Genomic DNA, 22,151 nt, shown 5'->3' with positions numbered 1-22,151 from the left:
GCCCTGCCATTGTTGACTGCTATCTAAGCTAGGGCTTCGGCCGGAAAGAGGCAATGGCAGAGCCTTCACGACCCTGCCATTGCCCGTTTTTCGCTTACATGTTGGGATAATTCGGTCCGTCGCCACCCTGCGGCGTTGTCCAGGTGATGTTCTGGCTGGGATCCTTGATATCGCAGGTCTTGCAGTGAACACAGTTCTGGAAGTTGATGACGAATCGCGGACCGTTTTCATCCTCGACCATTTCGTAGACACCCGCCGGGCAATAGCGTTGCGCAGGTTCGTCGAACTTGGGCATGTTGACACTGACCGGGATTGCCGGGTCGGCCAGTTTCAAATGACAGGGCTGGCTTTCCTCGTGATTGGTGGCCGCGAAGGATACGTTGGTCAGGCGGTCGAAAGACAGCACGCCATCGGGTTTTGGATAGTCGATGGGCTTGTGCTTGCTGGCTTCCTCGGTCGCCTCGGCATCGTTCTTGCCGTGGCCAACTGTCCCGAACAACGAAAAGCCCAGCGTGTTGGTCCACATGTCCATTCCGCCTAGCATCAGCGATGCGGTCAGGCCCCATTTCGACCAGATCGGCTTGACGTTTCGCACCTTTTTCAGGTCGGAGCCGATGGCACCTTCGCGCACGTCGGTCTCGTATGCGGTCAGTTCGTCGCCCGAACGGTCGGCTTTGATGGCGTCAAAGGCGGCCTCGGCTGCGGCTTTGCCCGACAGCATCGCGTTATGGTTGCCCTTGATGCGCGGCACGTTGACCATACCCGCCGAACAGCCCAGCAGCGCCACACCCGGCGCAACCAGTTTCGGCATCGACTGATAGCCCCCTTCGGTGATCGCACGAGCGCCATAGGCCACGCGCTTGCCGCCTTTCAGCAGTTCAGCCACCATCGGATGGTGCTTGAAGCGCTGGAATTCCATGTAGGGATACAAGTGCGGGTTTTTATAGTTCAGGTGAACCACGAAACCGACATAGACCTGATTGTTTTCCAGGTGATAGATGAACGATCCGCCACCCGCGTTGCTGCCCAGAGGCCAGCCCATCGTGTGTGTGACTGAGCCTTCTTTGTGCTTGGCCGGGTCGATCTCCCAGATTTCTTTCATGCCAACGCCGTATTTCTGCGGCTCTTTGCCCGCTGACAGGTCGTATTTGGCGATAACCTCTTTGGACAGCGATCCACGCACACCTTCCGACAGGAAGACGTATTTGCCGTGCAGCTCCATCCCCGGCTCGGTGTTCGGACCATATGAGCCATCGGCTTCTAAACCAAAGACACCGGCCACCACACCTTTGACTTCGCCATTTTCACCGTAAACCAGATCGGAACAGGCCATACCGGGGAAGATTTCTACGCCCAGTTCTTCGGCCTGTTCGGCCATCCAGCGGCAAACATTGCCCATCGACACGATGTAGTTACCGTGGTTGTTCATCAGCGGCGGCATCGGCCAGTTGGGGATGCGGATCTGACCGGCCTCACCCAGCATATAGAAATTGTCTTCATGCACCTCTGTGTTCAGCGGCGCGCCCTTCTCTTTCCAGTCCGGGATCAAAGCATCCAGGCCGCAGGGATCAAGCACCGCACCAGACAGAATGTGCGCCCCGACTTCCGAGCCCTTTTCCAGAACGACAACGTTCAGATCGGCATCCAGCTGTTTCAAACGGATGGCTGCAGACAGACCGGCCGGGCCTGCGCCCACGATCACCACATCGTATTCCATCGCTTCGCGTTCAATATCGGCCATCGCGGGCTCCTTAGCTAACTTTCCGAATTGGCGCTTTGTGCACGTGCTCGGCGCAATTTTCTTTCCCTGCTGACTACATGTTCACCAAGTCCTTGGTCAATCAGAACACGGCGTAACAATGCCGCAATGCGGCAGATCACGCGTCCGGGCTGTCCCCCAGCAGGTACCTGGGGCCACTTCCCTTTGACTTGGCCCGGTCATCCGGGTTGTAAAGCGCACATTTGGGCAAGCTCAGACAGCCGCAGCCAATGCATCCATCCAGATTGTCACGCAACCGCGTCAGCGTCTCGATTCGCTGATCCAGATGCGCGCGCAGCCCGACGCTGATCTTTTGCCAGTCTTTTGGTGTTGGCGTCCGATTGCCCGGCAGGCCCGACAACACCTGCCGAATTTCCGGCAGAGACAAACCGAACTGCTGGGCGATCATGACAAAGCTCAGCCGCCGGATATCAGCGCGCTGATACCGCCGCTGCCCGCCCGCATTGCGCCACGGGGTGATCAACCCTTGCGCCTCATAGTAGCGAATGGCCGAAACCGCCAATCCCGTGCGCCGGGCCAAAGCGCCAATGGCCAGCCCCTCGGATAACGCCAACTTTTCCTCCAACAAATACCTTGACCTAAAGTTAGGTTTAGAAATTACAGTGAGTCGCGACACGCCTCAAGATGAAAAAAGGAGATCCCATGATGGCGACGCTTGAACACACCAACTTTACCGTCCGCGACCCTCAGGCCTCGGCCAAATGGATGCACGAAGTCTTTGGTTGGAAAACCCGCTGGGAAGGACCGGCCATCGCGGGCGGATATACGGTCCATGTGGGCAGCGCACACACATATTTGGCGCTTTACGCGCCCAGCGATCCCAAACCATCACAAGAAAGCAGCTATGACATCGTTGGTGGGCTTAATCATGTTGGTGTTCTGGTCGAAGATATCGACGAAACCGAAGCCCGCGTTATCAAAGCAGGATTCACGCCAACGTCGCATGCTGATTACGAACCGGGCAAAAGGTTCTATTTTGATGACGACAACGGGATCGAATTCGAGGTGATTAGCTACACGTAGGCTGTAATCCGCGTTGGCGTGATTTAGCCCCCTTGCATTTCACGCGCCATTTGGGTCAGGTACTTGACGACCCAATCATTCGCCCCGGCGCCAATCTCGTGCGGCGGGGCGACTCAATTTATGCGTGGACGACGAGAATATGGAAAAGATTCCCATGACGCCTGCGGGCAATGCCGCGCTCGAGGCGGAGCTGAAAAACCTCAAATCCGTCGAGCGCCCGGCGATCATCGAAGCCATCGCCTCGGCCCGAGAGCTGGGCGACCTGAAGGAAAACGCCGAGTATCACTCGGCGCGTGAAAAGCAGGGCTTTATCGAAGGCCGCATCAAAGAACTGGAAGGTATCTTGTCGCTGGCCGACGTGATCGACCCAGCAAAGCTGTCCGGTGCTGTGAAATTCGGCGCCAAGGTCACTTTGGTCGATGAGGACACTGACGAGGAAAAGACCTGGCAGATTGTGGGTGAATATGAGGCCAGTATCGAAAGTGGCCTGCTGAATATCAAATCTCCTATCGCCCGCGCCTTGATCGGCAAGGAAGAAGGTGACAGTGTCGAAGTCCGCACCCCTGGTGGTGTACGTTCCTATGAAATCCTGAGTATCGAGTACGCCTAAGCCAAGCGCCGACAATGTCCGAGTCCACGCCAGAGCACGAAACCGAACGGCCCACACCGATTGGTATGTATGACCGGCCAGCGGAACCCGCGTTGACCGAAATCGAAATCGCGGCCATCGTTCTCAGCCTTATCTGGCTGGTCGTGTCGGTCGTATTCCTAGTGTTGCCCGGCAAAATAGAAGGCGGCGGTTTCGTGGTAACGCTGCTGGCGGTTTTCATGCCGATTGCCATGATCTGGGTGGCAGCCACGGCACTGCGCGCCAGCCGTATCATGCGTGAAGAAAGCGCGCGGCTACAAAGTTCGATCGACGCGATTCGCAATGCATTGATCGCTCAGCAGCAGCGCGCCTCCAGCGTCTATGAGCCCAATGTGTCCAAGAAACTGGACGAAATTGTCGAGACAGCCAAAAAGACAGAAAGTACCCTGGCCACGTTTTCCACGCATCGGACTCAGCCTGTTCGGGGCAGGACCCCGAATGCAAACGGCGACCAGACCACGCTGGAACTTGGAACACAGGCCGAAGACATCGCGCCTCCGCTTGGGACGGATGTGTTCATCCGCGCCCTGAACTTCCCTGAAACGCAGGAAGACACCGAAGGGTTCAATGCCCTGAGGCTGGCGCTGAAAGACCGCAAGACCGCGCAGCTGGTGCAGGCGTCGCAGGACGTGCTGACCCTGCTCAGTCAGGAAGGCATCTACATGGATGACCTGCGCCCCGACATGGCGCGTCCGGAAATCTGGCGGCAATTTGCGCAAGGATCACGCGGGCGAGCCGTGGCTGCTTTGGGCGGCATAAGGGACCGTTCGTCACTGGCGCTGACGTCAGCCCGGATGAAGCAAGATCCCATCTTCCGCGATGCCGCGCACCACTTTCTGCGCCGGTTCGACCACATGATCATCGAGTTCGAGCCCGAGGCCAGCGATGCCGACTTGACCGCGCTTGGCGACACGCGCACCGCGCGGGCGTTCATGTTGTTGGGTCGAGTGGCTGGAACCTTCGATTAAAGATCAAAGCTGCCATAGGGGATGAACCGGACCATGTCGCCCGGTTTGATATGGCACGCGCCATCCCCAATCTCGACCAGCCCTTCAGCCCAGCTTAGCCCACTGATCCGACCTGAGCCCTCGGAGGCGAACACCTCAGCCCGGCCATCACGGATGCGGGCGCGCAGATACTCGCGGCGGCCCGGTTTCTTACGCTTTTCAAACGCGGCGGGCAGGTCAAAGCCTTGAGGGGTCGACCAACCCTCGCCCGCCATCAGGCCCAAGGCCGGGCGCGCAAAGATCAGCGTGCAAACCAAAGCGGCCACCGGGTTTCCGGGTAGGCCGAACACAGGCGTTCCGTCCCACATCCCAAGCGCCAGAGGGCGACCGGGTTTCAACGCAATCCGCCATTCCTGCATCGCCCCTGCCTGCCGCAACAGGGCCGAGACATGGTCCTCATCCCCGGCAGACGCGCCGCCACTGGTCAGGATCACATCCGCGCGTTCAGAGGCTTGGTTCAGACAAGTCCGCAACGCCTCGCGGTCGTCGGGCACCCGGCCCATATCGACCGCCTCAAACCCCATGCGTTCCAACAAGGACAACAGCATCGGACGGTTGGCATCGTAAATCTGGCCCGGACCGGCGGATTCACCGGGTTCGACCAGTTCATCCCCAGTGGACAGAACCGCCACGCGCAGCACTTTGCGCACCGGAACCTCGGCCAGACCGGTGGCCGACAACAGCGCCAGATCGGCCGGGGTCAGGCGACGTCCGGCGGGCAGAACCGCGTCGCCCTCGGCCACATCCTCGCCTGCCTTGCGGGTATTTGCGCCGCGTTTCAGCGGCCCGTGAAAAGCGATGTGGCCGTCCTGAACGGTCACGTCCTCCTCCAGAATGACTGTATCCACGCCCGCAGACAGTGCCGCCCCGGTCAACACACGCAACGCATGGCCCTCGGGCACCGTGCCATCAAACGGTATCCCAGCCGCCGCGCGCCCCGGATGCAGCGGCATGACCTGCGGGCCGTCAAGCGCGGCCCCGGCAAAGCCATAGCCATCCACCGCCGTATTGGGCTGCGGCGGGTTCGAGCGTTGGGCGATAACCTCCTGCGCCAGAATACGCCCGGTGGCCTGCGCCAAAGGCACGGTTGCCACGCCTGCAACCACGGTCAGCCGGTCGCGCAACAGGGCCAGCGCATCGTCGACCGGGGTCCAGTTCACCCCGGCGGGCAAGGCAAAACAATCGTTGCGCAGGGGTGGGGGCGCAATGTCGGGTTTGGTCATAGCCCCACCTCTCGCAAGATGAAATCGGCAATCGCCGCTGTGTCGTTCAGGTCAAAAACCGGCTGATCCACCTGCAGCGGCGTGTCGCTGGCCACGGCGCGGATCGTCGGGTTTTCGGGGGCCATCAGCGCGTTTCCGGCCTCGGCCCGGAACGCCTCGATCTTTGGATGGCCTTCTCGCTTGAACCCTTCGATCAGCACCAGATCGACCGGGGTCAGGCGAGCCAAAAGGTCGTCCATCAAAGGCTCGGGCGCGCCGCGCAGTTCTTGCATGATGGCGACACGCTGACCCGAGACCAACAGCACCTCGGACGCGCCTGCCGTGCGGTGGCGATAGCTGTCAGTACCGGGCTGATCCACATCAACGCTGTGATGCGCATGCTTAAGGGTCGAGACAGTAAACCCCCGCCCGGTGATTTCGGCCACCAGACGCTCCATCAGCCCGGTCTTGCCGGCGTTTTTCCAGCCGGTGACGCCGTAAACCCTCATGCCTGCTCCAGCAGCTGTTCGGCCCGCGCGAGATCGTCGGGCGTGTTGACGTTAAAGAACGGATCAAACGGCTCGGCGGTGAACAGCGCCTCGCGCCCGTCGTGCTGGTCGGTCCAGATCACCACCTTGCGCAAACCGTCCTGCAGCGCCGCCCGAAGATCATCGCGCAGCGCCACCGGCCAGAGGCCAAAGGTCGGGTGCCGGTTGATGCGTTTGCCCCCGCCGGATTTCAGCATTTCGTCCCCCCTGCGCGGCGTGGTGGCCAGCACGAGCGGGTGGGTCTGGCCCTGCGCAGCCTCGGTCAATCGCGTCACCAGATCACGGGGGAAAAACGGCGTGTCGGCAGCGGCGGTGATGATAGAGTCCGCGCCTTGTGTCGCCGCCCAGTCCAAGCCCGCCAGCACCCCGGCCAGAGGGCCCGCGAAGCCGTCAATCGTATCCGGCAGGATCGGCAGGTTCAGATCGGCAAACCGCTCAGGATCACCATTTGCGTTCAAGGCCAGCCCGCCCACCTGAGGCGCAAGCCGGTCGATCACATGCGCCATCAGGCTCTGCCCGCCGATGCGCAGCAGCCCTTTGTCGCCGCCACCCATCCGGGTCGCCAGTCCTCCGGCGAGGATAACTCCGAGGGGTTTGGTCATGTCGTCAGTCCTTTCACAGCGGGCCAGTTCGGCGTCCGAATAAAGATGCCGACAGCGAACAGAACCAGAAGACCAACCAACCAGTAAGACCAAACACTAGCGATCAGTAAGACCGAGAGGCATATGGCCGCGGTGTTTAGCCGGTATCGCCGCACCGCGGTTAGTGTCGGCCTGTCGAGCCCATTCAAACCAGGAAGTCCCCAAAACAACACACGCAAACGCGTCGACTTTCGCCGTTTCGGATTATCAGACGCACGAGAGGTTCCGACCAAGTCGGTCAGAGCGCCCCACTCAAGCTGATCCAGTATATCGTTGGGATAGGCCGCAAGCGCCATGTTCATCGCCAGCTCATCCGCATATTGGAATTTTATGGAATAGAGCGTTGTGACAATAAGAATCGGGAGGATCAGAAATTCTTCAAGCCCTGCGAGCATTTCAATCATCCCGCACTCTTCCTGCGATGTTTCTTATCCTCAACCGCCACGCTGGCCGGGTCGATGTCGCGCAGCAGACGGTCCTCACCCGACAGGCACACGAACCGCTGCCCGCGCATGCGACCGATCAGGGTCAGGCCGACCTCGCGCGCGATCTCGACGCCCCACGCCGTAAAACCGGACCGAGACGCCAATACCGGGATGCCCATCATCGCCGTTTTGATCACCATCTCGGACGTCAGACGGCCCGTCGTATAGAGGATCTTGTTCTCGGCCACCGCGCCTTCGGACAGCATCCAGCCCGCGATTTTGTCGACTGCGTTGTGACGACCCACGTCTTCCATATAGACCAGCGGACGATTTTCTTGGCACAGCACCGTGCCGTGGATCGCCCCGGCTTCAAGGTACAATGACGGCGTGCGGTTGATCTTGGCGGCCAAATCATACAGCCACGAGGTCCGAACCTGAACCTGTGGCAGGCGCACACCCTCGAGCCCCTCCATCATATCGCCAAAGACCGTGCCCACGGCGCAACCACTGGTGCGGGTCTTCTTCTTGAGCTTGTCTTCATACGAGGTTTCACGCGCCGTGCGCACGACCACGGTTTCCAGATCATCGTCATAGTCGACGCGGGTGATTTCGTCATCCGCCAGCAGCATCCCCTGATTGCGCAGGAACCCCAGCGCCAGATATTCGGGATAGTCGCCAATGGTCATCGCCGTCACGATTTCCTGCGAGTTGAGGAAAATGGTCAGCGGCCGCTCCTCAACCACCGAGATATGGCTGACCTCACCATTCTGGTCCACGCCCTCAACCGCGCGGGTCAGGCGGACCGCGCCGGGATCGGGGGCGATGATGTAGTCCGAAAGATCGAGTTCCGTGGCCAATTGCAACCCCTTCGTAAGACAGATACTGCTGCGGGCATCACCATAGGATTTAGCCATGGCAGACACCACATCCAAGTCTTACTTCTGGAAGGGTTTTCGCGACGGGACGCCGTTCATATTTGTGGCGATCCCCTTCGGCACCCTGTTCGGCGTCTTCGCGACCGAAGCCGGGCTGAACCTGTTGCAAACCATGACGCTGACCGCGACCGTCTTTGCCGGGGCGGCGCAGTTTGCCGCGCTGCAACTGCTGCAGGACCAGACGCCGACGGCAATCATCCTGATCTCGGCTTTGGCGGTGAACCTGCGGATGGCGATGTATTCCGCCTCGCTGACGCCCTATCTGGGGGCCGCGCCGATGTGGCAGAGGGCATTCGCGGCCTATCTGACCGTGGATCAATCCTATGCCAGCTCGATCATCCAGTTCGAAAAACAGCCCGACATGAGCGTGCCGCAGCGAATGGCCTATTTCGTGGGCTCAGTTACGCCGATCACGCCGTTGTGGATCTTGGCGACCTATCTGGGGGCAGTGCTGGGCACGCGTATTCCTGAAAGCTGGGCGCTGGATTTTGCCTTGCCGATCACCTTTCTGGCCATGATCGGGCCGATGATGCGGACCTTACCGCACGTGGTCGCGGCCCTTGTTGCCATCGTCGTGTCGCTGTTCACCGTCGGCGTCCCCTATAACCTTGGCCTGCTGATCGCCGGATGCGCGGGCATGATCGCAGGCGCTCAGGCCGAACTCATCGCTGAGCGCAGAAAGGCCCGGACATGACCCCGCCAGATCCCGTTACCGTCTGGACCATTATCATCGGACTGGCGATCGGCAGCTACGGGCTGCGCTTTGTCTTTATAGGATTGGTCGGAGACCGACCGATGCCCCCCTGGCTGCTGCGCCATCTACGCTATACAGCCGTGGCGATCATCCCTGCGCTGATTGCGCCGCTGGTGGTCTGGCCAACCGCGACCGAAGGCCAGCCGGACATACCGCGCATGTCGGCTGCGGCGGTCTCTGTGGCCGTGGGGCTTTGGACCAAGAACGTTATCGCAGCGATTTTCAGCGGGGCCGGAACCCTTTACGGATTGCTGTATCTACTGGGCTAGGGCCGTGTCCTGCTGGTTCAGCAGGGCATTGTTCGCTGCCAACCCAGCTTGCAAGTCAGCCGAGTCATTCTCGCGGTATTCCGTCGTCACCACTCCCGGTATCTGGCCGAACTGATCGGACAGTTTCACGGGGTAAAAGGTGGTGCTGATCTGCTCGAACCCCGGCACCTGCTGCAGCAGTTGCGCGGTTGAATTGGTACAAAACGCCCCCGCCACCGGGCCGGATTGTTTGGCCAGTTGCAGCGCGATTTCGGCCTGTTGCGGGGTCACTTCGATTGTCTGGACGCGGGCATAGTGCGTCTCGCGCGCGTGGCTGCTGCGATAGGCGCGCTCCACGTTGGGAGTGATGCCATACAGCACATCATCCTTGATCGGCACCACATCGGCGCGGAAAGATCCTGCGGGGTCAAAAATCACCCGCTCGCTGCCGCTGATCATCAACGAGGTATGCGCCCCCGAACCGGTGCGCGTGCTGATCATCGTATAGAGCGTCAGGGTCGACGGGCCGGGATCACTATAGGACCGGGCCGCAATCTCTGAGAAATCGGCCTGCGGACGTTGAGAGCCCACGCAGCCAGCCACCGTTGCTGCCAGAAGGCAGGCAATCACTATCCTGATCACGATGGACCCCGATTTTAAGGTTTAAGAAGCGAAAACCGCCAGGAACAGGCACAGGAAGGCAATGGCTACGACGCACCACGTGGTCGCCCTGATAAAGCCGTCAAATGTTTTTTCCTGAACTTTGATGTCCATTTCGCCGTGCTTGTATTCAGCCATGTGAAAGATTCCCAATTCGCGTGTTTGAGACGTTGGTAATCGAAAACGCGAGGGCTGTCACCACGTCATTCGCGCGCAGGGGCCGCAGATTGGAACACCGAACAGCCCGGATACCCGAAGCCCCAGCGCCACGGCAGGCCAGAACAGGGTGCGCCGCCGAATCGAACAGCCGCAAACATCGCTTCGGCTGTCACGGAATGGGCGGTGCGAATCTGGTCGGGTGCCATGTCATATCGGACGGAATACTCTTCGGCGTGCTCAGTGCCGTGCTGTTTCACGCAGGCGCGCAGCGTGTCATCCGCTGACAGGCGCGCGTCATAACTGTCTTCGGCGCGCAGGGCTGCACCCGCGTTGTGATAGGCCCGATCATGGGCCACGCAGCAGTATTCCCAGGGTGGGTGCGCTTCATACAAAGCGCGGAACTTCGGGAATGTCTCGGCCACGAACCGCCAGCTGGTCGACAACCCGCCCGAGCATCCATCAGTCTCGAATACTGTTAAATCTGCTCCCTCGCTTTGCGCGATCAGCGCGCGATGGGCGGGCAGTTCGAGGCTGCGCATGAAATCTTGCGCCGCGAGCGGGTTGGCCAGAACCGACAGGATCAGCGCCAGTTTACGGGCTTGCATCGCGCATCGCCTGTTTGTCCACGGACATGCCAAAAGTAGTTGCAAGCCACAGCAAAAGGCGCTCAGCCGGGCCCATCTCGGCCCGGATGCGCAACACCTCGTTGGCCAGCGCCGGGTCATCGGTGATCAACCCGTCTACCCCCATCGAAGCCATGGCCGACATCTGCAGCGGGTCATTCACCGTCCAGACATAGATATCCTTGCCCGCCGCCTGCACGCTGCGGACCAGCCCCGGCGTCGCCATGCCCGCATTGACGGCCACAAACTCACCTTCAAGCCCTGAAAGGTCTCCGACCGCCGTGGCGGCCAGAACACCGGCGCGCCAGTCAGGGCGCAGTTTTTCCATTTTCTGCACGGCGGGGTATTTCAGCGACATGGTGGCGATGTCGTCCTGCATCTCGAACTCTTCCACCAGCGCGGCGACGCGATTTTCCAGATCGACGTCGTGACCGTAATATTTCAACTCAATGATGACCTTGGCCTTGCCCTTTGCTGCCTCCAGAACTTGTCGCAGAGTCGGGGTGCGTTCGTCGGCGTATTCAGGATCGAACCAACTGCCGATGTCGATCTCGGCCACGTCTTCCATCGTGGCATCCCAGACCTTGGTGGGCACGCCCGCCAGTTTCATGAAATCACTGTCATGAGCCACAATCACCACGTCATCTGCCGTTTCCTGCACGTCGATCTCGACCCAATCGGCACCGTCCTCGATGGCTTTCAGAACTGCGGCCATGGTGTTTTCCGGCCGCAACGCTGCAGCCCCCCGGTGGCCGATCACCTCGGCCCGGTCGGGGGCATCGACACGGTCCAGCACCTCCTGCCCGACCCATAGCCCCGCAACCAAGGCCACCGCCGCGCCGCCAAGAGCGGCGAGAAGCGGCACGCGCAGATTGCCCGGTTCGGGATGCGGGGGCTCCGAGGTCTTGATCTCGAAAAACCCATCCAGCAGCACCGCCAGCGCGCCCAGCGCCGTTGCGGCCAGAACCAGCCCGGCCAGAGACCACAGCCCGGCTACGATCAAACTGTAGATCAGCGCCAGCTTCAGATGAGACGCCCCCTGCAGCGGCACCAGATCGAACAACAACCCCGCCACCGTCGCAATCAACGCGGCAATGACAATGCGCAGGCACAGCCAGATCGCCAGCTCAAGCTTGAGCCGCCCGCGCTTACCCTCCATCCGGGTGGCGCTGACGTTGAAGGCGCTGGCGGGGGCAACGGATTCGAACAACACCAGATGCAGGCCCAGCGCCCAGGCCGAGAGCCTGCGGATCAACACCCAAGCCATGACCAGCACCACCGCGCCGATCAGGCCCACGGCCACAAGGAAGGATGGCGGGCGGAACGTCAGGTAATAGTTGATGTCATATTCGGTCAGGGTCCACCACGCGATCACCGCCGCGACAGCGGCAAATGGCACAACCAACAGCAACACCCGCAACACGAACCGCACCGCGAAACCGAATAGAGCGGGCAGGCGCGATAGGATCAGGCCAATGGCGGAACTGCCCGCGCGCCACGGGTCACGTTCACCCATTCGCAACGAGGCTGCCATGACCGAAAAGACCAGCACCTCAGCCAATAGAAACAGGCTAAGCACCACCACAGCCGCCACGAACCCGACCGGAGACAGGATGAATGCGGCGATGGCCTGATCCGTCAGCGCGGTCTGGTTTGAGAGCGACACCGCCAGATTGACTGTAATCGCCACCCCCGGCGCGATCAGCGCAACCAGCAGCAGGCGCACGGCCAGATAGATCGGCACAAAGACACGTCGTCGCGCCCAGGCGCCGCGATAGGATGTTGTAACGGCTGAAAAAAGGCTCACCAGCGTTCCCCTTGAATGACCAACGTATTCAAGGCCGCGCAGAGGTGAATTGCAAGATGTACGCTCAGCTTTCTTCCAGATCGGCCGCCAGGCGGAACCCAATACGGTTGGCTGGCTTGTCCTCGACCGATTTGGGCAGGGCGCGCAGCATCACGTTCAGCTGGCTGACATGCTGCACCAATTGCGTCCGCGCGCCGGGCCCGTCCGAGCCATAAAAGGTGATCATATCAGGGTCGAAATAGCCCATCCCTTCGATCCGCATCACGCCTGCATCGCCACCAGTGAAACCCATGGCGACCTCGTGATCGGCATCCAGCGTTTTCTCGAAATTCTGGATATAAAGGATCAGCCGCTCATAGGCCCATTGCGCCGGGCTTTTGCTTTCAACCGGTTTTTGCAGTGTGTCGGGCAGATTTTGTGTGCCGGATTGGGCGTCAGGGTTGGCATGGACTTCGTAACAGCGGGGCAAGGCCGCCGCTTCTGCTGCCTCGGCCGAGGTTTCGATTTTGTCCATGGCATTACCCTTTGCGTTGAAACTCCCACGCCCCGTCTGCGCGCCGCGTCCGGGTCACCGCTCCAATGTGGTAAAGATGGTTCAGATGTGCAACCGACTCGACCAGAGCCAGCCCATATTCGCCATCGCCGATCTGGCGTTTGAACAGGGGCGGAAAGCACTCGGCGGCGGTTTTGGGCGTGTCCAGATAGTTTTGCAGACGCTCCAACGCACCATGGTGATTGTCGATCAGTTGCTTCATCCGCAGCGGAAGGCCAGTGAAGGGCAGCTTGTGCCCGCCCAACGCCAGGTGATCGGGGCGCGCCAACCCTTGCAGCCGCTCACAGGCCTCAAGCCATTCGGCCACCGGATCGGCCAGCGGCTCGGTCACATAAACCCCCAGATTGGGGCTGATCGAGCTTAGGATCTGATCGCCGGTGATCACCAGATTGTCGTCACGGCTCCAGAAGGTCGCGTGTTCGGGGGCGTGGCCATTGCCCATATGCACGTCCCAATCGCGCCCGCCCATTCGGATCACGCTGCCCTGCTTGATCCGGGTAAAGCCCAGCGGCATCGGATAGACCGTATCGCAGAAATTGAACGGCCGTTCGGTCATGCGTTTGGCCAAGAAATCCGCATCCATCCCGGCGCTGCGGTAATAATCCAGCGTCTCGGTCGGCCAGGTTTCCTGCACGTCCAACTGCAGCATCCGCGAAAACAGCCATGCGGTGCGGGTTGTCACCAGCTCGGCTCCGTGTTCGGACTGGAACCAACCGGCATTGCCGACATGGTCAGGATGGTGGTGTGTCACCACCACCCGTTTGACCGGCTTGCCGCCCAGCGGGCCCGCCATCAAATCAGCCCATATGCGGCGCGTCTTGTTCGAGGACAGACCGGTGTCGATCACCGTCCAACCGTCGCCATCATCCAGCGCATAGATGTTGACGTGATCCAGCGCCATGGGCAGCGGCAAGCGCATCCAAAGCACGCCTTCAGCGACCTCGGTCGCCTCGCCCGGGGCCGGAGCCTCGGGCCAGGGATAACGGATCGTCAAAGGGCTCTCGCCGTCCATCAGGCGGCCAGTTCTTCTGCGCTGAGACCGTAGACATCCTCGGCCCCGTTTTGCGCCTGCGCCAGCAGACCTGAGTATTCAGGCAGCAATGCGTTGATGTAGAAGCGCGCCAGCTTGAAGCGCGGACCTTCGGGCTCGGCCAGCGCCGCCTTCAGGTGGTAATGCGCGCCCAAAATGCGGGCGAAGGCATGCAAATAGGGCACGGCACCGGCAAAACGGTTGTTCATGTCGGCCTGCGACACCAACCACTCGGTGGCCTCGCGCAGGCTTTCGGTGGCTTCCCAGACCGGACCGGCTAGTTCCGGCATGGTTGCACGGGCCGTTTCAGCGTGATCCTCGATCTCGTCCAGAAGACGGCTGGCCGCTTCGCCGCCATCCATCATCTTGCGGGCCACAAGGTCCAGCGCCTGAATGCCGTTGGTTCCCTCATAGATCGCTGTCACGCGGACATCGCGATAGAACTGCGCCGCGCCGGTTTCCTCAATGAAGCCCATTCCACCGTGGACCTGCACGCCCTCTTCCGAGACGCGCATGCCTGTTTCGGTTCCAAACGCCTTGCTGATCGGGGTCAGCAGCGCAGCGCGCGACACCCATTCAGGATCATTGGTGGCCGTCGCCATGTCGATCGCCGCCGCATTGGCCAGCATGATCGCCCGCGCCGCAAATGTGTCGGCACGCATGCTCATCAGCATCCGGCGCACATCGGCGTGGTCGATGATGGTGCCAGAAGGCGTCTTGCCCTGCTTGCGTTCCAACGCATAGGCCAATGCGTGCTGATAGGCACCTTCAGCAACGCCAACGCCCTGACCACCCACGCCCAGACGCGCGTTGTTCATCATGGTAAACATCGCGGCCATACCGCCGTGTTCCTTGCCCACAAGCCAGCCTTTGGCACCGTCATACTGCATCACGCAGGTCGGCGAGCCGTGAAGGCCCATCTTGTGTTCCAGCGAAACCACTTTCAGGTCATTCGCCACTCCGGGATTGCCGTTTTCGTCCGGTAGGTATTTGGGAACCAGGAACAGCGAAATCCCCTTGGTTCCAGGCACGCCATCGGGCAGACGCGCCAGAACAAGGTGGCAGACGTTTTCCGCAAAGTCGTTGTCCCCCCAAGAGATGTAGATTTTTTGGCCCGACACCGCATAGGTACCATCGCCATTGGGTTCCGCTTTTGATGTCAGCGCACCCACATCCGAACCGGCCTGCGGTTCGGTCAGGTTCATGGTGCCTGACCACTCGCCTGCGATCATCTTGGGCAGGTACAGCTCTTTCAGCGCATCACTGGCGTGGTGTTCCAACGCTTCGATCTGGCCCTGCGTCATCAGCGGGGCCAATTGCAGTGACAGACAGGCCGCTGACATCATCTCGTTTACGGCGGTTGTCAGAGTCATCGGCAGGCCCATGCCACCATATTCGGGATCCGCGCTCATGCCGATCCAGCCGCCTTCGGCAATCGCTTTCCAGCCGTCGCCATAACCCGGTGAGGTGCGCAGAACACCGTTCTCCAGCCGCGCCGGCTCCAGATCGCCGGGGCGTTGCAGCGGGGCCATGACCTCTTCGCACATCTTTCCAGCTTCGGTCAGAATCGCGCTGACCACGTCTTCGCTGGCTTCCGAAAACTTGTCAGTGGCGGCGATCTGTCCGAAATCGACCGCATGGCGGAACAGGAATTCGTAGTCAGAGACTGGTGCGCGATATGGCATGGCTTCACCTCGGGGCTGTATAAAGGTCTGCAACGGCGGGGTTGGAAAACCCAGCGCCCACCGTTATTCATCTGGATTTGGACGATTACGTACCTGTCCCCATGATACAAGCAATCAAAACGCGGCGTCACCACCCATGATCCCCAACGGAACACTCGAACTGTTCGCCGACCCGGCCGGAATTGAGCAGGCAGCGGACCTGCTGCGGCAAGGACAGCTTGTCGCTTTCCCGACCGAAACAGTCTACGGGCTGGGCGGCGATGCCCGCAACGGAGAGGCCGTGGCCCGCATTTATGCAGCCAAAGGCCGCCCCAGTTTCAACCCATTGATCGCGCATGTCGCATCGGTCGACGCCGCAAAACGATTTGTGACATGGTCAGATCAGGCACAGGTTCTGGCAGATGCTTTTTGGCCCGGCCCGCTGACTTTGGTTTTGCCATTGCGCGCTTACCATCAAGTGTCGTCTCTGGTGACCGCTGGCCTCGATACGCTGGCCGTTCGCGTTCCGGCCCATCCTACGGCACACGCTATTCTTGAAGCCTTTGACGGGCCCGTTGCGGCGCCGTCAGCGAACCCGTCAGGGCAAATCAGCCCGACAACCGCTGATCACGTGCGGACCAGGTTGGACGGACGCATTGCCGCTATCATGAACGACGGTCCGTGCGGGGTCGGTCTGGAATCGACGATCGTTGGACTGGCCGGTGAGCCAACCTTGCTACGCCCCGGCGGCGTCGCGCTGGAAGAGATCGAGAGCACCCTGAACACCCGCCTCCATCTACATCAAACCGGAGATCTGCTGACAGCACCCGGCCAGTTACTATCCCACTACGCGCCCGATGCCCCGGTTCGCTTGAATGCTGACGCCACTCAGGGGGACGAGGTGCTGTTGGGTTTTGGGTCTGTTCCTTGCGACCTCAACCTGTCGGCTAAAGGCAATTTGGTCGAAGCCGCCGCTAACCTGTTTGCAGCGCTGCACCAGTTGAATACCACCGGTCGACCGATTGCGGTTTCGCCAATCCCGGATCACGGCCTTGGGGCAGCAATCAATGACCGCCTGCGCCGCGCCGCTGCACCGCGCGATCGCTGATCAGGCACGCCCGGCGCTGGCCGACAAAGTCAACGGATCAACACCCAAAGTGGCAAGCGCGGCCTCCCATTTCTCGTCATCGGGGACGTCGAACACCAGTTTCGAGGACGCATCCGTGGTCAGCCAGCCATTCATGGCGATCTCATCCTCAAGCTGGCCCGGACCCCAGCCGGAATAGCCCAGCGCCAATGTCGAATTGAGTGGACCACGACCCGAGGCCAGATCTTCAAGGACGTCCAATGTCGCGGTCATGCTGAAATCATCCGAAATTTTCATCGAATGAAGATTCGCATCATAGTCTGAACTGTGCAGAACAAAGCCGCGCGACATCTCGACCGGCCCACCAAAATGTACGAGGCGTTCGCCCACGACAGGGATTCGGCAGGCGATGTTGAGCTGCCCAAGCAAAGTCTTGATCCGCAGGTCTGACGGCTTGTTGATGATCAGACCCATCGCCCCATCATCTCCGTGGCTGCACATATATACCACCGAATGATCGAAGCGCGGATCGCCCATACCCGGCATCGCAATCAACAGTTTTCCGGTCAGGTCCATAAGATGGCATCTCTTGCTTGGTGCCCTTCAACAATGGCCCCGAGCGGCGGCGATTGGCAAGAGATCAGCGCAGATTTCCGCAGATTTCATTCGAGTGACCTGAACGTGACTTGGAATCTGCGTCGGGACCGCGCATTTATAGGTTATGAACGTACATATGACAGTCTCAGCGGTCGCATTGACCTTCGCCCTTGGATTTGTTGCCCCGGCATTCGCTCAGGTGACTGGTACCGTGGCAGAATTGGATATTCTCGACGGTGGTCGCACCACGCAGGGAACCTATATGACAGCCGTGCGGGTGACGTTGGATGATGGGTGGAAAACCTATTGGCGCGCGCCCGGTGATGCAGGCATTCCACCGCATTTCGACTGGAACAGTTCGGACAATGTTGGGAACGTTTCGATTACCTGGCCGACCCCTGAAGTCTTTGTCCAGAATGGACTGCAATCCATCGGGTACGAAGACCAGCTTGTTCTGCCGGTTGAGATTACACCGAAGAATCCCAGCCAACCTGTGCACCTTAAAGGTACGATGGATCTTGGCGTGTGCAAGGAAGTCTGCATCCCGGCACAACTGGACTTCGATCACAAGCTGAACGCCGATGCCGGGCGCAACCCGGCAATTGCCGCAGCGCTCGCGCAGCGCCCCTATTCCGCAAAAGAGGCAAGGGTCGCTCAGGCCAGCTGCCGCCTGACACCGACATCGGACGGGATGCAGATCGAAGCTCGGGTGACGATGCCCTCGGCTGGCGGTCAGGAACTGGCAGTGATTGAGCCCGGCAATCCCACTCTTTGGGCATCACAACCCGACACTGAGCGCCAGGGTGACACGCTTGTTGCCACGTCCGAAGTGATCAGCGCATCCGGGGCGCCCTTTGCGTTGGAGCGGTCCGAGATCAGGATCACCGTTCTGGGCGCAAATCACGCGGTTGACATCAAAGGGTGCAGCGCAGGCTGATCCCGATGGTTCAAACGCCAAAAATCGGGGCACTGGCCGTCGTCATACACGACGCGCAGGTTCTGCTTGTGCAACGCAGCAAACAGCCAGACGCCGGATTGTGGGGCTTTCCCGGGGGTCATGTGGAATGGGGCGAAACGGTTCTGCAAGCCGCACAACGCGAATTGCATGAGGAAACCTCGGTCACGGCGAAGCCTCTGCATTATCTGGACAATCTGGATCTGTTGCGACGGGACTCGCACGGTGCTGTAGTGTCGCATTATCTTTTGGTTGGTGTGGTGTGCGCATACCAGTCCGGGCAGCCTGTTGCAGGCGACGATGCGTTGGATGCGCGTTGGTTTCCCTTGGAACAGATACGGCGCGGTGACCTGCCCATGAGCAATCGGGTCAATGATCTATTGGCGACGGCGCTGCGCCGAAACTAGGCCGAGCGGGCCTTGAGACGTGCGAAAAACAGGCCAGACGCGGCGATGCTGAGCACAAGAATGACAACCGCTCCCGCAACAAATGCGCCCAGCCCCATTTGCAGAGCTACGAGGCCGTCCGCAGACCCATAAAGCCCAGATAATATACCCAAAGGCGCACCCGTAATGACCGGGAGCACCATGGTTATGCCGAACCAGACCAGCAACGCTGTACCGGTGGTGGCAAGAGCGCCCTGCACCACCCGGTGAGGCGCGCGCACCGCGCGCCGCATAGCCGTGATCGGACGCGACAGGTCGTTCAGAATGCCCAACAGCGCCGGCACCAGAACCAGTACCAAAATCATCCCGAAGGCCAGGCCATAGACCAGAGTAATCACCGTCGGCTTGAGGAATTGCGCTTGTTGCGACCCCTCATACAGCAACGGGGTCAGGCCAAGAACAGTCGTCAGCGTTGTCAGCATAACCGGACGCAATCGGTCTGCGGTTCCTTCGATGATAGACGGCACCAGCCCTCGATCCTGCTGATAAGCATCAATCGTCGTCACCAAAACGATCGAGTCGTTGATGATAATCCCGGTCATCCCCAGCAGCCCTACAACGGTGAACATGCTCAGTGGCACCTCCCAGATGTAGTGGCCCCAGATCGTTCCAACCAACCCAAACGGAATAATCGCCATAACGACCAGAGGTCGCGTCCAACTGGCAAAGACCCAAGCCAGAACAAGATAGATGCCGGTCAGACACAGGATCAGACCGGTGCGGGCCTCGGACAAAAACTCATCCTCCTGCTCGCTCAAACCCGCCATGGTCCATTCGACCTGACGTTTGGCGGCGATGTCGGGTAGAATTTCCTCGCTCATCGCGCGGTTTATCTCTTCGGCGCGGGTGGGGTCGTCTTCCGCGATGTCGCCATTGACCGAGATGACCCGCAGGCCGTTTTCACGGCGGACAGTAGAAAACCCTGACTTGCGCTGAACTGATACGATATCGGCCAGCGGCACATACACGCCATCCGGAGTCCGCATCAGTGTGCGTTCCAGGAAATCGGCAGTCAGCTCGTCTTCGGGCAATTCGACCCGGATTTCAGCGCTTCGGGGACCGTCGGGGAAGGTCGCGGCCTCAATCCCGTTCAAACGATCGCGCAACACACGGCCAAGTGTTTCAATCCGGAAGCCCAGTGCTTGTCCCTGCGCCGTCAGATCCAGAATGAACTCTTCCTTGTCATAGGCAAGATTATCCTCCAGCGCCGAGACTTCGGGGTATTTCGAAAGCTCGGCCTGCAGGTCTTCGGATGCGGCCTTAAGCGTGTCTACGTCTGCCCCATAAAACTGCACGTCAATCGCATCACCGCCCGGCCCCGAACGCCAGCCACGGAAACTGAGCAATTCGACCTTGGGATGACGCGGGACGAAATCCTGCAATTCGCCAACGAATTCAAAACTGGAATAAGGGCGCAGATCGGCATCGATCAACTCGATCGAGATGCCGCCGAGAAGATCTTCGTCCTTGCCATCCGCCGCAGACAGTCCGCGGCCTGCCGATCCGCCAATCTCGGACAAGACATAGTCAATAGGATTGCGCCCATGGCGTTCTTCGTAAATTTGCCCCAATTCGTCCACGGCAGTCTGCAGCTGGCGCATCATGGCCAGCGTGTCCTGACGCGTCGCGCCTTCTGCCATGATGAAATTGCCGGTGACCGAACCACGCTCGGGCGCATTGAAGAATCGCCAGTTCACATCACCTTTGATGAACAGCGCCGCCTGACTTGCCAGGATCAGGATCATCAGTGCCACAACGACATAACGCGCCCAGATGACCCATGCGATGAATGGGCGGAACAACTGATCGCGCACCCAGCGGAACCCGCGATTGACGACCCGGTTAGGCCAATCATACCAGTGTTCTTTCGCGGAATGTGCAATGGCGTGGGCCATATGATTCGGCAGGATCAAAAAACACTCGATCAACGAGGCGATCAGAACCGCAATCACAGTGAAAGGTATGTCCCGGATCAACTCACCGAACCGACCGCCAATCGCAGTCAAACCGAAAAAGGCAATGACCGTTGTCAGGGTCGCGGCAAAAACCGGCATCGCCATGCGCCGCGCCGCGCTTTCAGCTGCCACCATCGGGGCCTCGCCCAAGCGACGAGCACGGAAATCGGCATGTTCACCGACAACAATTGCGTCGTCCACAACGATACCCAGCGTGATGATCAGACCAAACAGCGACACCATGTTGATCGACAACCCGCCAATATACATGAAAGCAATCGCCGCAGACATCGCCACCGGGATCCCCGCCGCCACCCAGAACGCGATACGCGCATTCAGGAACAGAAACAGCAGACACACAACCAGCCCCAGGCCCATGAGGCCATTGTCAATCAGGATGTCCAGCCTGTCGGTGATCGCCTGCGCGCGGGTTCGGATCAGCTCGACCGACACGCCTGCAGGCAGGCTGGCCTGCATCTCGGCTACGACCTCCTCGACAGTGCCCTGAATCTCGATCGCGTCCCCTAGGTTCGAGCGATCCACCCGCACTGACATCGCTGGATCTTCACCTACGAAATAGCTGCGAATTCGGTCAACGCCCTCAAGGCGGATCTGCGCCACGTCGCCGATCAGCAACTTGGACCCGTCAGGGAAATTGCGCAGCGGGATGCCTTCGATTTCCTCAGGTGTTCGCTTCTCGGTGCCGGTGCGAATGCGGGCATTGGCGCCCGTAACATCCCCGGCGGGGTTAGCCGTGGCTTCGGCCGCAACGGCGGTCGCGATCTCGGACAGTGTGATATCGTTGGCAATCAACTGCGCGGTCGGAACCTCGACCACCACGCGCGGTGCAGCCAGCCCCCGGATGGTCGTCCGTGTAACACCCACGGCAAACAGGCGGTTGATCAGTTCATCGGTGAATTTGGCAAGCTGATCCGGGGCAACAGGCCCGGTTACCACCACATCCGTTACACGGTCCCGCCACGCACCGCGTCGGATCGTAGGCTCTTCGGCATCTTCTGGCAGGTTGGTCACGCCATCAACAGCTGTTCTGACTTCTTCTACTGCGCGGGACATGTCCCAATTCGGCTCGAATTCCAGCCGAATGCTGGTCCGCCCCTCGCGCGAGGTCGCCTCGGTACTGGAAACGCCCTCAACCGCCAGCAGCGCAGGCTCAAGCGCCTGAACGATGCCATTGTCCACATCCTCGGGGCCCGCTCCTTCCCACACGACGTCGACGTCAACACGTTCAAGGATGACGTCTGGAAAGAACTGCGCCCGCATGTTGGGCAAAGCCGCCACACCCAGCACCAGCAAAACCAGCAGCAACAGGTTCGCCACTGTGCGATGCCGGGTGAAATAGCTGAGTATACCGCTTGCCGCGCCGGGGATCTCGCGCATCATAG

General features: G+C 60.1%; 24 protein-coding genes. 8 read left to right on the top strand and 16 right to left on the bottom strand.

Features of this window, described 5'->3' with window-relative positions; genetic code table 11:
- Positions 1-94: 94 nt before the first annotated feature.
- Positions 95-1,741, bottom strand: a complete 1,647-nt coding sequence (locus tag AC2FF7_RS01170; RefSeq protein WP_170353558.1) for an electron transfer flavoprotein-ubiquinone oxidoreductase — start codon at positions 1,739-1,741, stop codon at positions 95-97.
- Positions 1,742-1,877: 136 nt separating this feature from the next.
- Complete coding sequence (soxR, locus tag AC2FF7_RS01165; protein ID WP_170353559.1) at positions 1,878-2,333, bottom strand: redox-sensitive transcriptional activator SoxR; 456 nt, start codon at positions 2,331-2,333, stop codon at positions 1,878-1,880.
- A gap of 89 nt (positions 2,334-2,422) precedes the next feature.
- Here soxR and AC2FF7_RS01160 point away from each other — a divergent pair, with 89 nt between their 5' ends.
- From AC2FF7_RS01160 to AC2FF7_RS01150, 3 genes are all read left to right on the top strand, one after another.
- Positions 2,423-2,803, top strand: coding sequence for a VOC family protein (locus tag AC2FF7_RS01160; RefSeq protein ID WP_170751858.1), 381 nt, complete (start codon positions 2,423-2,425; stop codon positions 2,801-2,803).
- Between the two features lie 139 nt (positions 2,804-2,942).
- On the top strand, positions 2,943-3,413 hold the full coding sequence (gene greA, locus AC2FF7_RS01155; protein WP_170353560.1) for a transcription elongation factor GreA: 471 nt from the start codon (positions 2,943-2,945) through the stop codon (positions 3,411-3,413).
- Positions 3,414-3,427: 14 nt separating this feature from the next.
- The gene (locus tag AC2FF7_RS01150; RefSeq protein ID WP_480866820.1) at positions 3,428-4,420 is read left to right on the top strand and encodes a hypothetical protein; all 993 of its coding nucleotides are present in this window, start codon (positions 3,428-3,430) and stop codon (positions 4,418-4,420) included.
- Here the strand turns inward: AC2FF7_RS01150 and AC2FF7_RS01145 are convergent.
- The 5 genes from AC2FF7_RS01145 to AC2FF7_RS01125 are packed head-to-tail and all read right to left on the bottom strand — an operon-like array spanning position 4,417 to position 8,189.
- Positions 4,417-5,682 (bottom strand): molybdenum cofactor synthesis domain-containing protein, encoded by a 1,266-nt coding sequence (locus AC2FF7_RS01145; protein WP_496905074.1) that lies wholly within the window; start codon positions 5,680-5,682, stop codon positions 4,417-4,419. The two genes, AC2FF7_RS01150 and AC2FF7_RS01145, sit on opposite strands and share 4 nt — an antisense overlap.
- Positions 5,679-6,170: a molybdopterin-guanine dinucleotide biosynthesis protein B gene (gene mobB, locus AC2FF7_RS01140; RefSeq protein ID WP_480866817.1), complete on the bottom strand. Its 492-nt coding sequence runs from the start codon at positions 6,168-6,170 to the stop codon at positions 5,679-5,681. The genes AC2FF7_RS01145 and mobB overlap by 4 nt, the downstream gene beginning before the upstream one ends.
- On the bottom strand, positions 6,167-6,811 hold the full coding sequence (mobA, locus tag AC2FF7_RS01135) for a molybdenum cofactor guanylyltransferase MobA (RefSeq protein WP_480866815.1): 645 nt from the start codon (positions 6,809-6,811) through the stop codon (positions 6,167-6,169). The genes mobB and mobA overlap by 4 nt, the downstream gene beginning before the upstream one ends.
- Positions 6,808-7,254, bottom strand: a complete 447-nt coding sequence (locus AC2FF7_RS01130; RefSeq protein ID WP_480866814.1) for a hypothetical protein — start codon at positions 7,252-7,254, stop codon at positions 6,808-6,810. Before AC2FF7_RS01130 ends, mobA begins: the two co-directional genes overlap by 4 nt.
- Positions 7,251-8,189, bottom strand: a complete 939-nt coding sequence (locus AC2FF7_RS01125; protein WP_496905073.1) for a formate dehydrogenase accessory sulfurtransferase FdhD — start codon at positions 8,187-8,189, stop codon at positions 7,251-7,253. Before AC2FF7_RS01125 ends, AC2FF7_RS01130 begins: the two co-directional genes overlap by 4 nt.
- Here AC2FF7_RS01125 and AC2FF7_RS01120 point away from each other — a divergent pair.
- Together AC2FF7_RS01120 and AC2FF7_RS01115 are read left to right on the top strand one after the other, a co-directional pair.
- Positions 8,188-8,904, top strand: a complete 717-nt coding sequence (locus AC2FF7_RS01120; RefSeq protein WP_353391170.1) for an AzlC family ABC transporter permease — start codon at positions 8,188-8,190, stop codon at positions 8,902-8,904. The genes AC2FF7_RS01125 and AC2FF7_RS01120 overlap by 2 nt on opposite strands.
- Positions 8,901-9,233 (top strand): AzlD domain-containing protein, encoded by a 333-nt coding sequence (locus AC2FF7_RS01115; RefSeq protein ID WP_170353567.1) that lies wholly within the window; start codon positions 8,901-8,903, stop codon positions 9,231-9,233. Before AC2FF7_RS01120 ends, AC2FF7_RS01115 begins: the two co-directional genes overlap by 4 nt.
- On the opposite strand, the gene AC2FF7_RS01110 is transcribed toward AC2FF7_RS01115, so the two are convergent.
- The 7 genes from AC2FF7_RS01110 to AC2FF7_RS01080 all read right to left on the bottom strand — a co-directional run bounded on the left by AC2FF7_RS01110 (position 9,222) and on the right by AC2FF7_RS01080 (position 15,729).
- On the bottom strand, positions 9,222-9,854 hold the full coding sequence (locus tag AC2FF7_RS01110) for a hypothetical protein (protein ID WP_170751874.1): 633 nt from the start codon (positions 9,852-9,854) through the stop codon (positions 9,222-9,224). The two genes, AC2FF7_RS01115 and AC2FF7_RS01110, sit on opposite strands and share 12 nt — an antisense overlap.
- 21 nt (positions 9,855-9,875) lie before the next feature.
- Positions 9,876-10,010, bottom strand: a complete 135-nt coding sequence (locus AC2FF7_RS01105) for an aa3-type cytochrome c oxidase subunit IV (RefSeq protein WP_480866809.1) — start codon at positions 10,008-10,010, stop codon at positions 9,876-9,878.
- 65 nt (positions 10,011-10,075) lie between these two features.
- On the bottom strand, positions 10,076-10,636 hold the full coding sequence (locus AC2FF7_RS01100; protein WP_496905072.1) for a hypothetical protein: 561 nt from the start codon (positions 10,634-10,636) through the stop codon (positions 10,076-10,078).
- Positions 10,623-12,461 carry a glycerophosphodiester phosphodiesterase family protein gene (locus AC2FF7_RS01095; RefSeq protein WP_480866807.1) on the bottom strand — a complete coding sequence of 613 codons (1,839 nt, stop codon included), beginning with the start codon at positions 12,459-12,461 and terminating at the stop codon, positions 10,623-10,625. Before AC2FF7_RS01095 ends, AC2FF7_RS01100 begins: the two co-directional genes overlap by 14 nt.
- A 64-nt stretch (positions 12,462-12,525) precedes the next feature.
- Positions 12,526-12,975 carry a DUF6173 family protein gene (locus tag AC2FF7_RS01090; protein WP_170353572.1) on the bottom strand — a complete coding sequence of 150 codons (450 nt, stop codon included), beginning with the start codon at positions 12,973-12,975 and terminating at the stop codon, positions 12,526-12,528.
- Positions 12,976-12,979: 4 nt separating this feature from the next.
- Positions 12,980-14,026 (bottom strand): MBL fold metallo-hydrolase, encoded by a 1,047-nt coding sequence (locus AC2FF7_RS01085; protein WP_496850190.1) that lies wholly within the window; start codon positions 14,024-14,026, stop codon positions 12,980-12,982.
- Entirely contained in the window at positions 14,026-15,729 is a 1,704-nt protein-coding gene (locus AC2FF7_RS01080; protein WP_496905071.1) for an acyl-CoA dehydrogenase family protein, read from the bottom strand. The genes AC2FF7_RS01085 and AC2FF7_RS01080 overlap by 1 nt, the downstream gene beginning before the upstream one ends.
- Positions 15,730-15,865: 136 nt before the next feature.
- On the opposite strand from AC2FF7_RS01080, the gene AC2FF7_RS01075 reads away from it, so the two are divergent.
- Positions 15,866-16,816 carry an L-threonylcarbamoyladenylate synthase gene (locus AC2FF7_RS01075; RefSeq protein WP_496905070.1) on the top strand — a complete coding sequence of 317 codons (951 nt, stop codon included), beginning with the start codon at positions 15,866-15,868 and terminating at the stop codon, positions 16,814-16,816.
- Here AC2FF7_RS01075 and AC2FF7_RS01070 read toward each other — a convergent pair whose 3' ends face one another.
- Positions 16,817-17,371 carry a YqgE/AlgH family protein gene (locus tag AC2FF7_RS01070; protein WP_170353576.1) on the bottom strand — a complete coding sequence of 185 codons (555 nt, stop codon included), beginning with the start codon at positions 17,369-17,371 and terminating at the stop codon, positions 16,817-16,819.
- 157 nt (positions 17,372-17,528) lie between these two features.
- On the opposite strand from AC2FF7_RS01070, the gene AC2FF7_RS01065 reads away from it, so the two are divergent.
- Together AC2FF7_RS01065 and AC2FF7_RS01060 are read left to right on the top strand one after the other, a co-directional pair.
- Positions 17,529-18,329 (top strand): protein-disulfide reductase DsbD domain-containing protein, encoded by an 801-nt coding sequence (locus tag AC2FF7_RS01065; RefSeq protein WP_480866799.1) that lies wholly within the window; start codon positions 17,529-17,531, stop codon positions 18,327-18,329.
- Positions 18,330-18,334: 5 nt separating this feature from the next.
- Positions 18,335-18,754, top strand: a complete 420-nt coding sequence (locus AC2FF7_RS01060; protein WP_480866797.1) for an NUDIX hydrolase — start codon at positions 18,335-18,337, stop codon at positions 18,752-18,754.
- Here the strand turns inward: AC2FF7_RS01060 and AC2FF7_RS01055 are convergent.
- Positions 18,751-22,149: an efflux RND transporter permease subunit gene (locus AC2FF7_RS01055; protein ID WP_496905069.1), complete on the bottom strand. Its 3,399-nt coding sequence runs from the start codon at positions 22,147-22,149 to the stop codon at positions 18,751-18,753. The genes AC2FF7_RS01060 and AC2FF7_RS01055 overlap by 4 nt on opposite strands.
- Between the last annotated feature and the right edge of the window lie 2 nt (positions 22,150-22,151).

This window comes from Ruegeria sp. YTSC325 (genome assembly GCF_059609525.1).
The sequence above is the reverse complement of the archived record's forward strand: the minus strand, read 5'-3'. Positions and strand labels throughout refer to the sequence as shown.

Coding starts and splice junctions, on each gene's coding strand:
- AC2FF7_RS01115 (WP_170353567.1), top strand. CDS start 8,901: ATGACCCCGCCAGATCCCGTTACCGTCTGGACCATTATCATCGGACTG.
- greA (WP_170353560.1), top strand. CDS start 2,943: ATGGAAAAGATTCCCATGACGCCTGCGGGCAATGCCGCGCTCGAGGCG.
- AC2FF7_RS01055 (WP_496905069.1), bottom strand. CDS start 22,149: ATGATGCGCGAGATCCCCGGCGCGGCAAGCGGTATACTCAGCTATTTC.
- AC2FF7_RS01085 (WP_496850190.1), bottom strand. CDS start 14,026: ATGGACGGCGAGAGCCCTTTGACGATCCGTTATCCCTGGCCCGAGGCT.
- AC2FF7_RS01090 (WP_170353572.1), bottom strand. CDS start 12,975: ATGGACAAAATCGAAACCTCGGCCGAGGCAGCAGAAGCGGCGGCCTTG.
- AC2FF7_RS01150 (WP_480866820.1), top strand. CDS start 3,428: ATGTCCGAGTCCACGCCAGAGCACGAAACCGAACGGCCCACACCGATT.
- mobB (WP_480866817.1), bottom strand. CDS start 6,170: ATGAGGGTTTACGGCGTCACCGGCTGGAAAAACGCCGGCAAGACCGGG.
- AC2FF7_RS01120 (WP_353391170.1), top strand. CDS start 8,188: ATGGCAGACACCACATCCAAGTCTTACTTCTGGAAGGGTTTTCGCGAC.
- AC2FF7_RS01125 (WP_496905073.1), bottom strand. CDS start 8,189: ATGGCTAAATCCTATGGTGATGCCCGCAGCAGTATCTGTCTTACGAAG.
- AC2FF7_RS01080 (WP_496905071.1), bottom strand. CDS start 15,729: ATGCCATATCGCGCACCAGTCTCTGACTACGAATTCCTGTTCCGCCAT.
- AC2FF7_RS01105 (WP_480866809.1), bottom strand. CDS start 10,010: ATGGCTGAATACAAGCACGGCGAAATGGACATCAAAGTTCAGGAAAAA.
- AC2FF7_RS01130 (WP_480866814.1), bottom strand. CDS start 7,254: ATGATTGAAATGCTCGCAGGGCTTGAAGAATTTCTGATCCTCCCGATT.
- AC2FF7_RS01075 (WP_496905070.1), top strand. CDS start 15,866: ATGATCCCCAACGGAACACTCGAACTGTTCGCCGACCCGGCCGGAATT.
- mobA (WP_480866815.1), bottom strand. CDS start 6,811: ATGACCAAACCCCTCGGAGTTATCCTCGCCGGAGGACTGGCGACCCGG.
- AC2FF7_RS01170 (WP_170353558.1), bottom strand. CDS start 1,741: ATGGCCGATATTGAACGCGAAGCGATGGAATACGATGTGGTGATCGTG.
- AC2FF7_RS01070 (WP_170353576.1), bottom strand. CDS start 17,371: ATGGACCTGACCGGAAAACTGTTGATTGCGATGCCGGGTATGGGCGAT.
- AC2FF7_RS01100 (WP_496905072.1), bottom strand. CDS start 10,636: ATGCAAGCCCGTAAACTGGCGCTGATCCTGTCGGTTCTGGCCAACCCG.
- AC2FF7_RS01060 (WP_480866797.1), top strand. CDS start 18,335: ATGGTTCAAACGCCAAAAATCGGGGCACTGGCCGTCGTCATACACGAC.
- AC2FF7_RS01065 (WP_480866799.1), top strand. CDS start 17,529: ATGACAGTCTCAGCGGTCGCATTGACCTTCGCCCTTGGATTTGTTGCC.
- AC2FF7_RS01160 (WP_170751858.1), top strand. CDS start 2,423: ATGATGGCGACGCTTGAACACACCAACTTTACCGTCCGCGACCCTCAG.
- AC2FF7_RS01145 (WP_496905074.1), bottom strand. CDS start 5,682: ATGACCAAACCCGACATTGCGCCCCCACCCCTGCGCAACGATTGTTTT.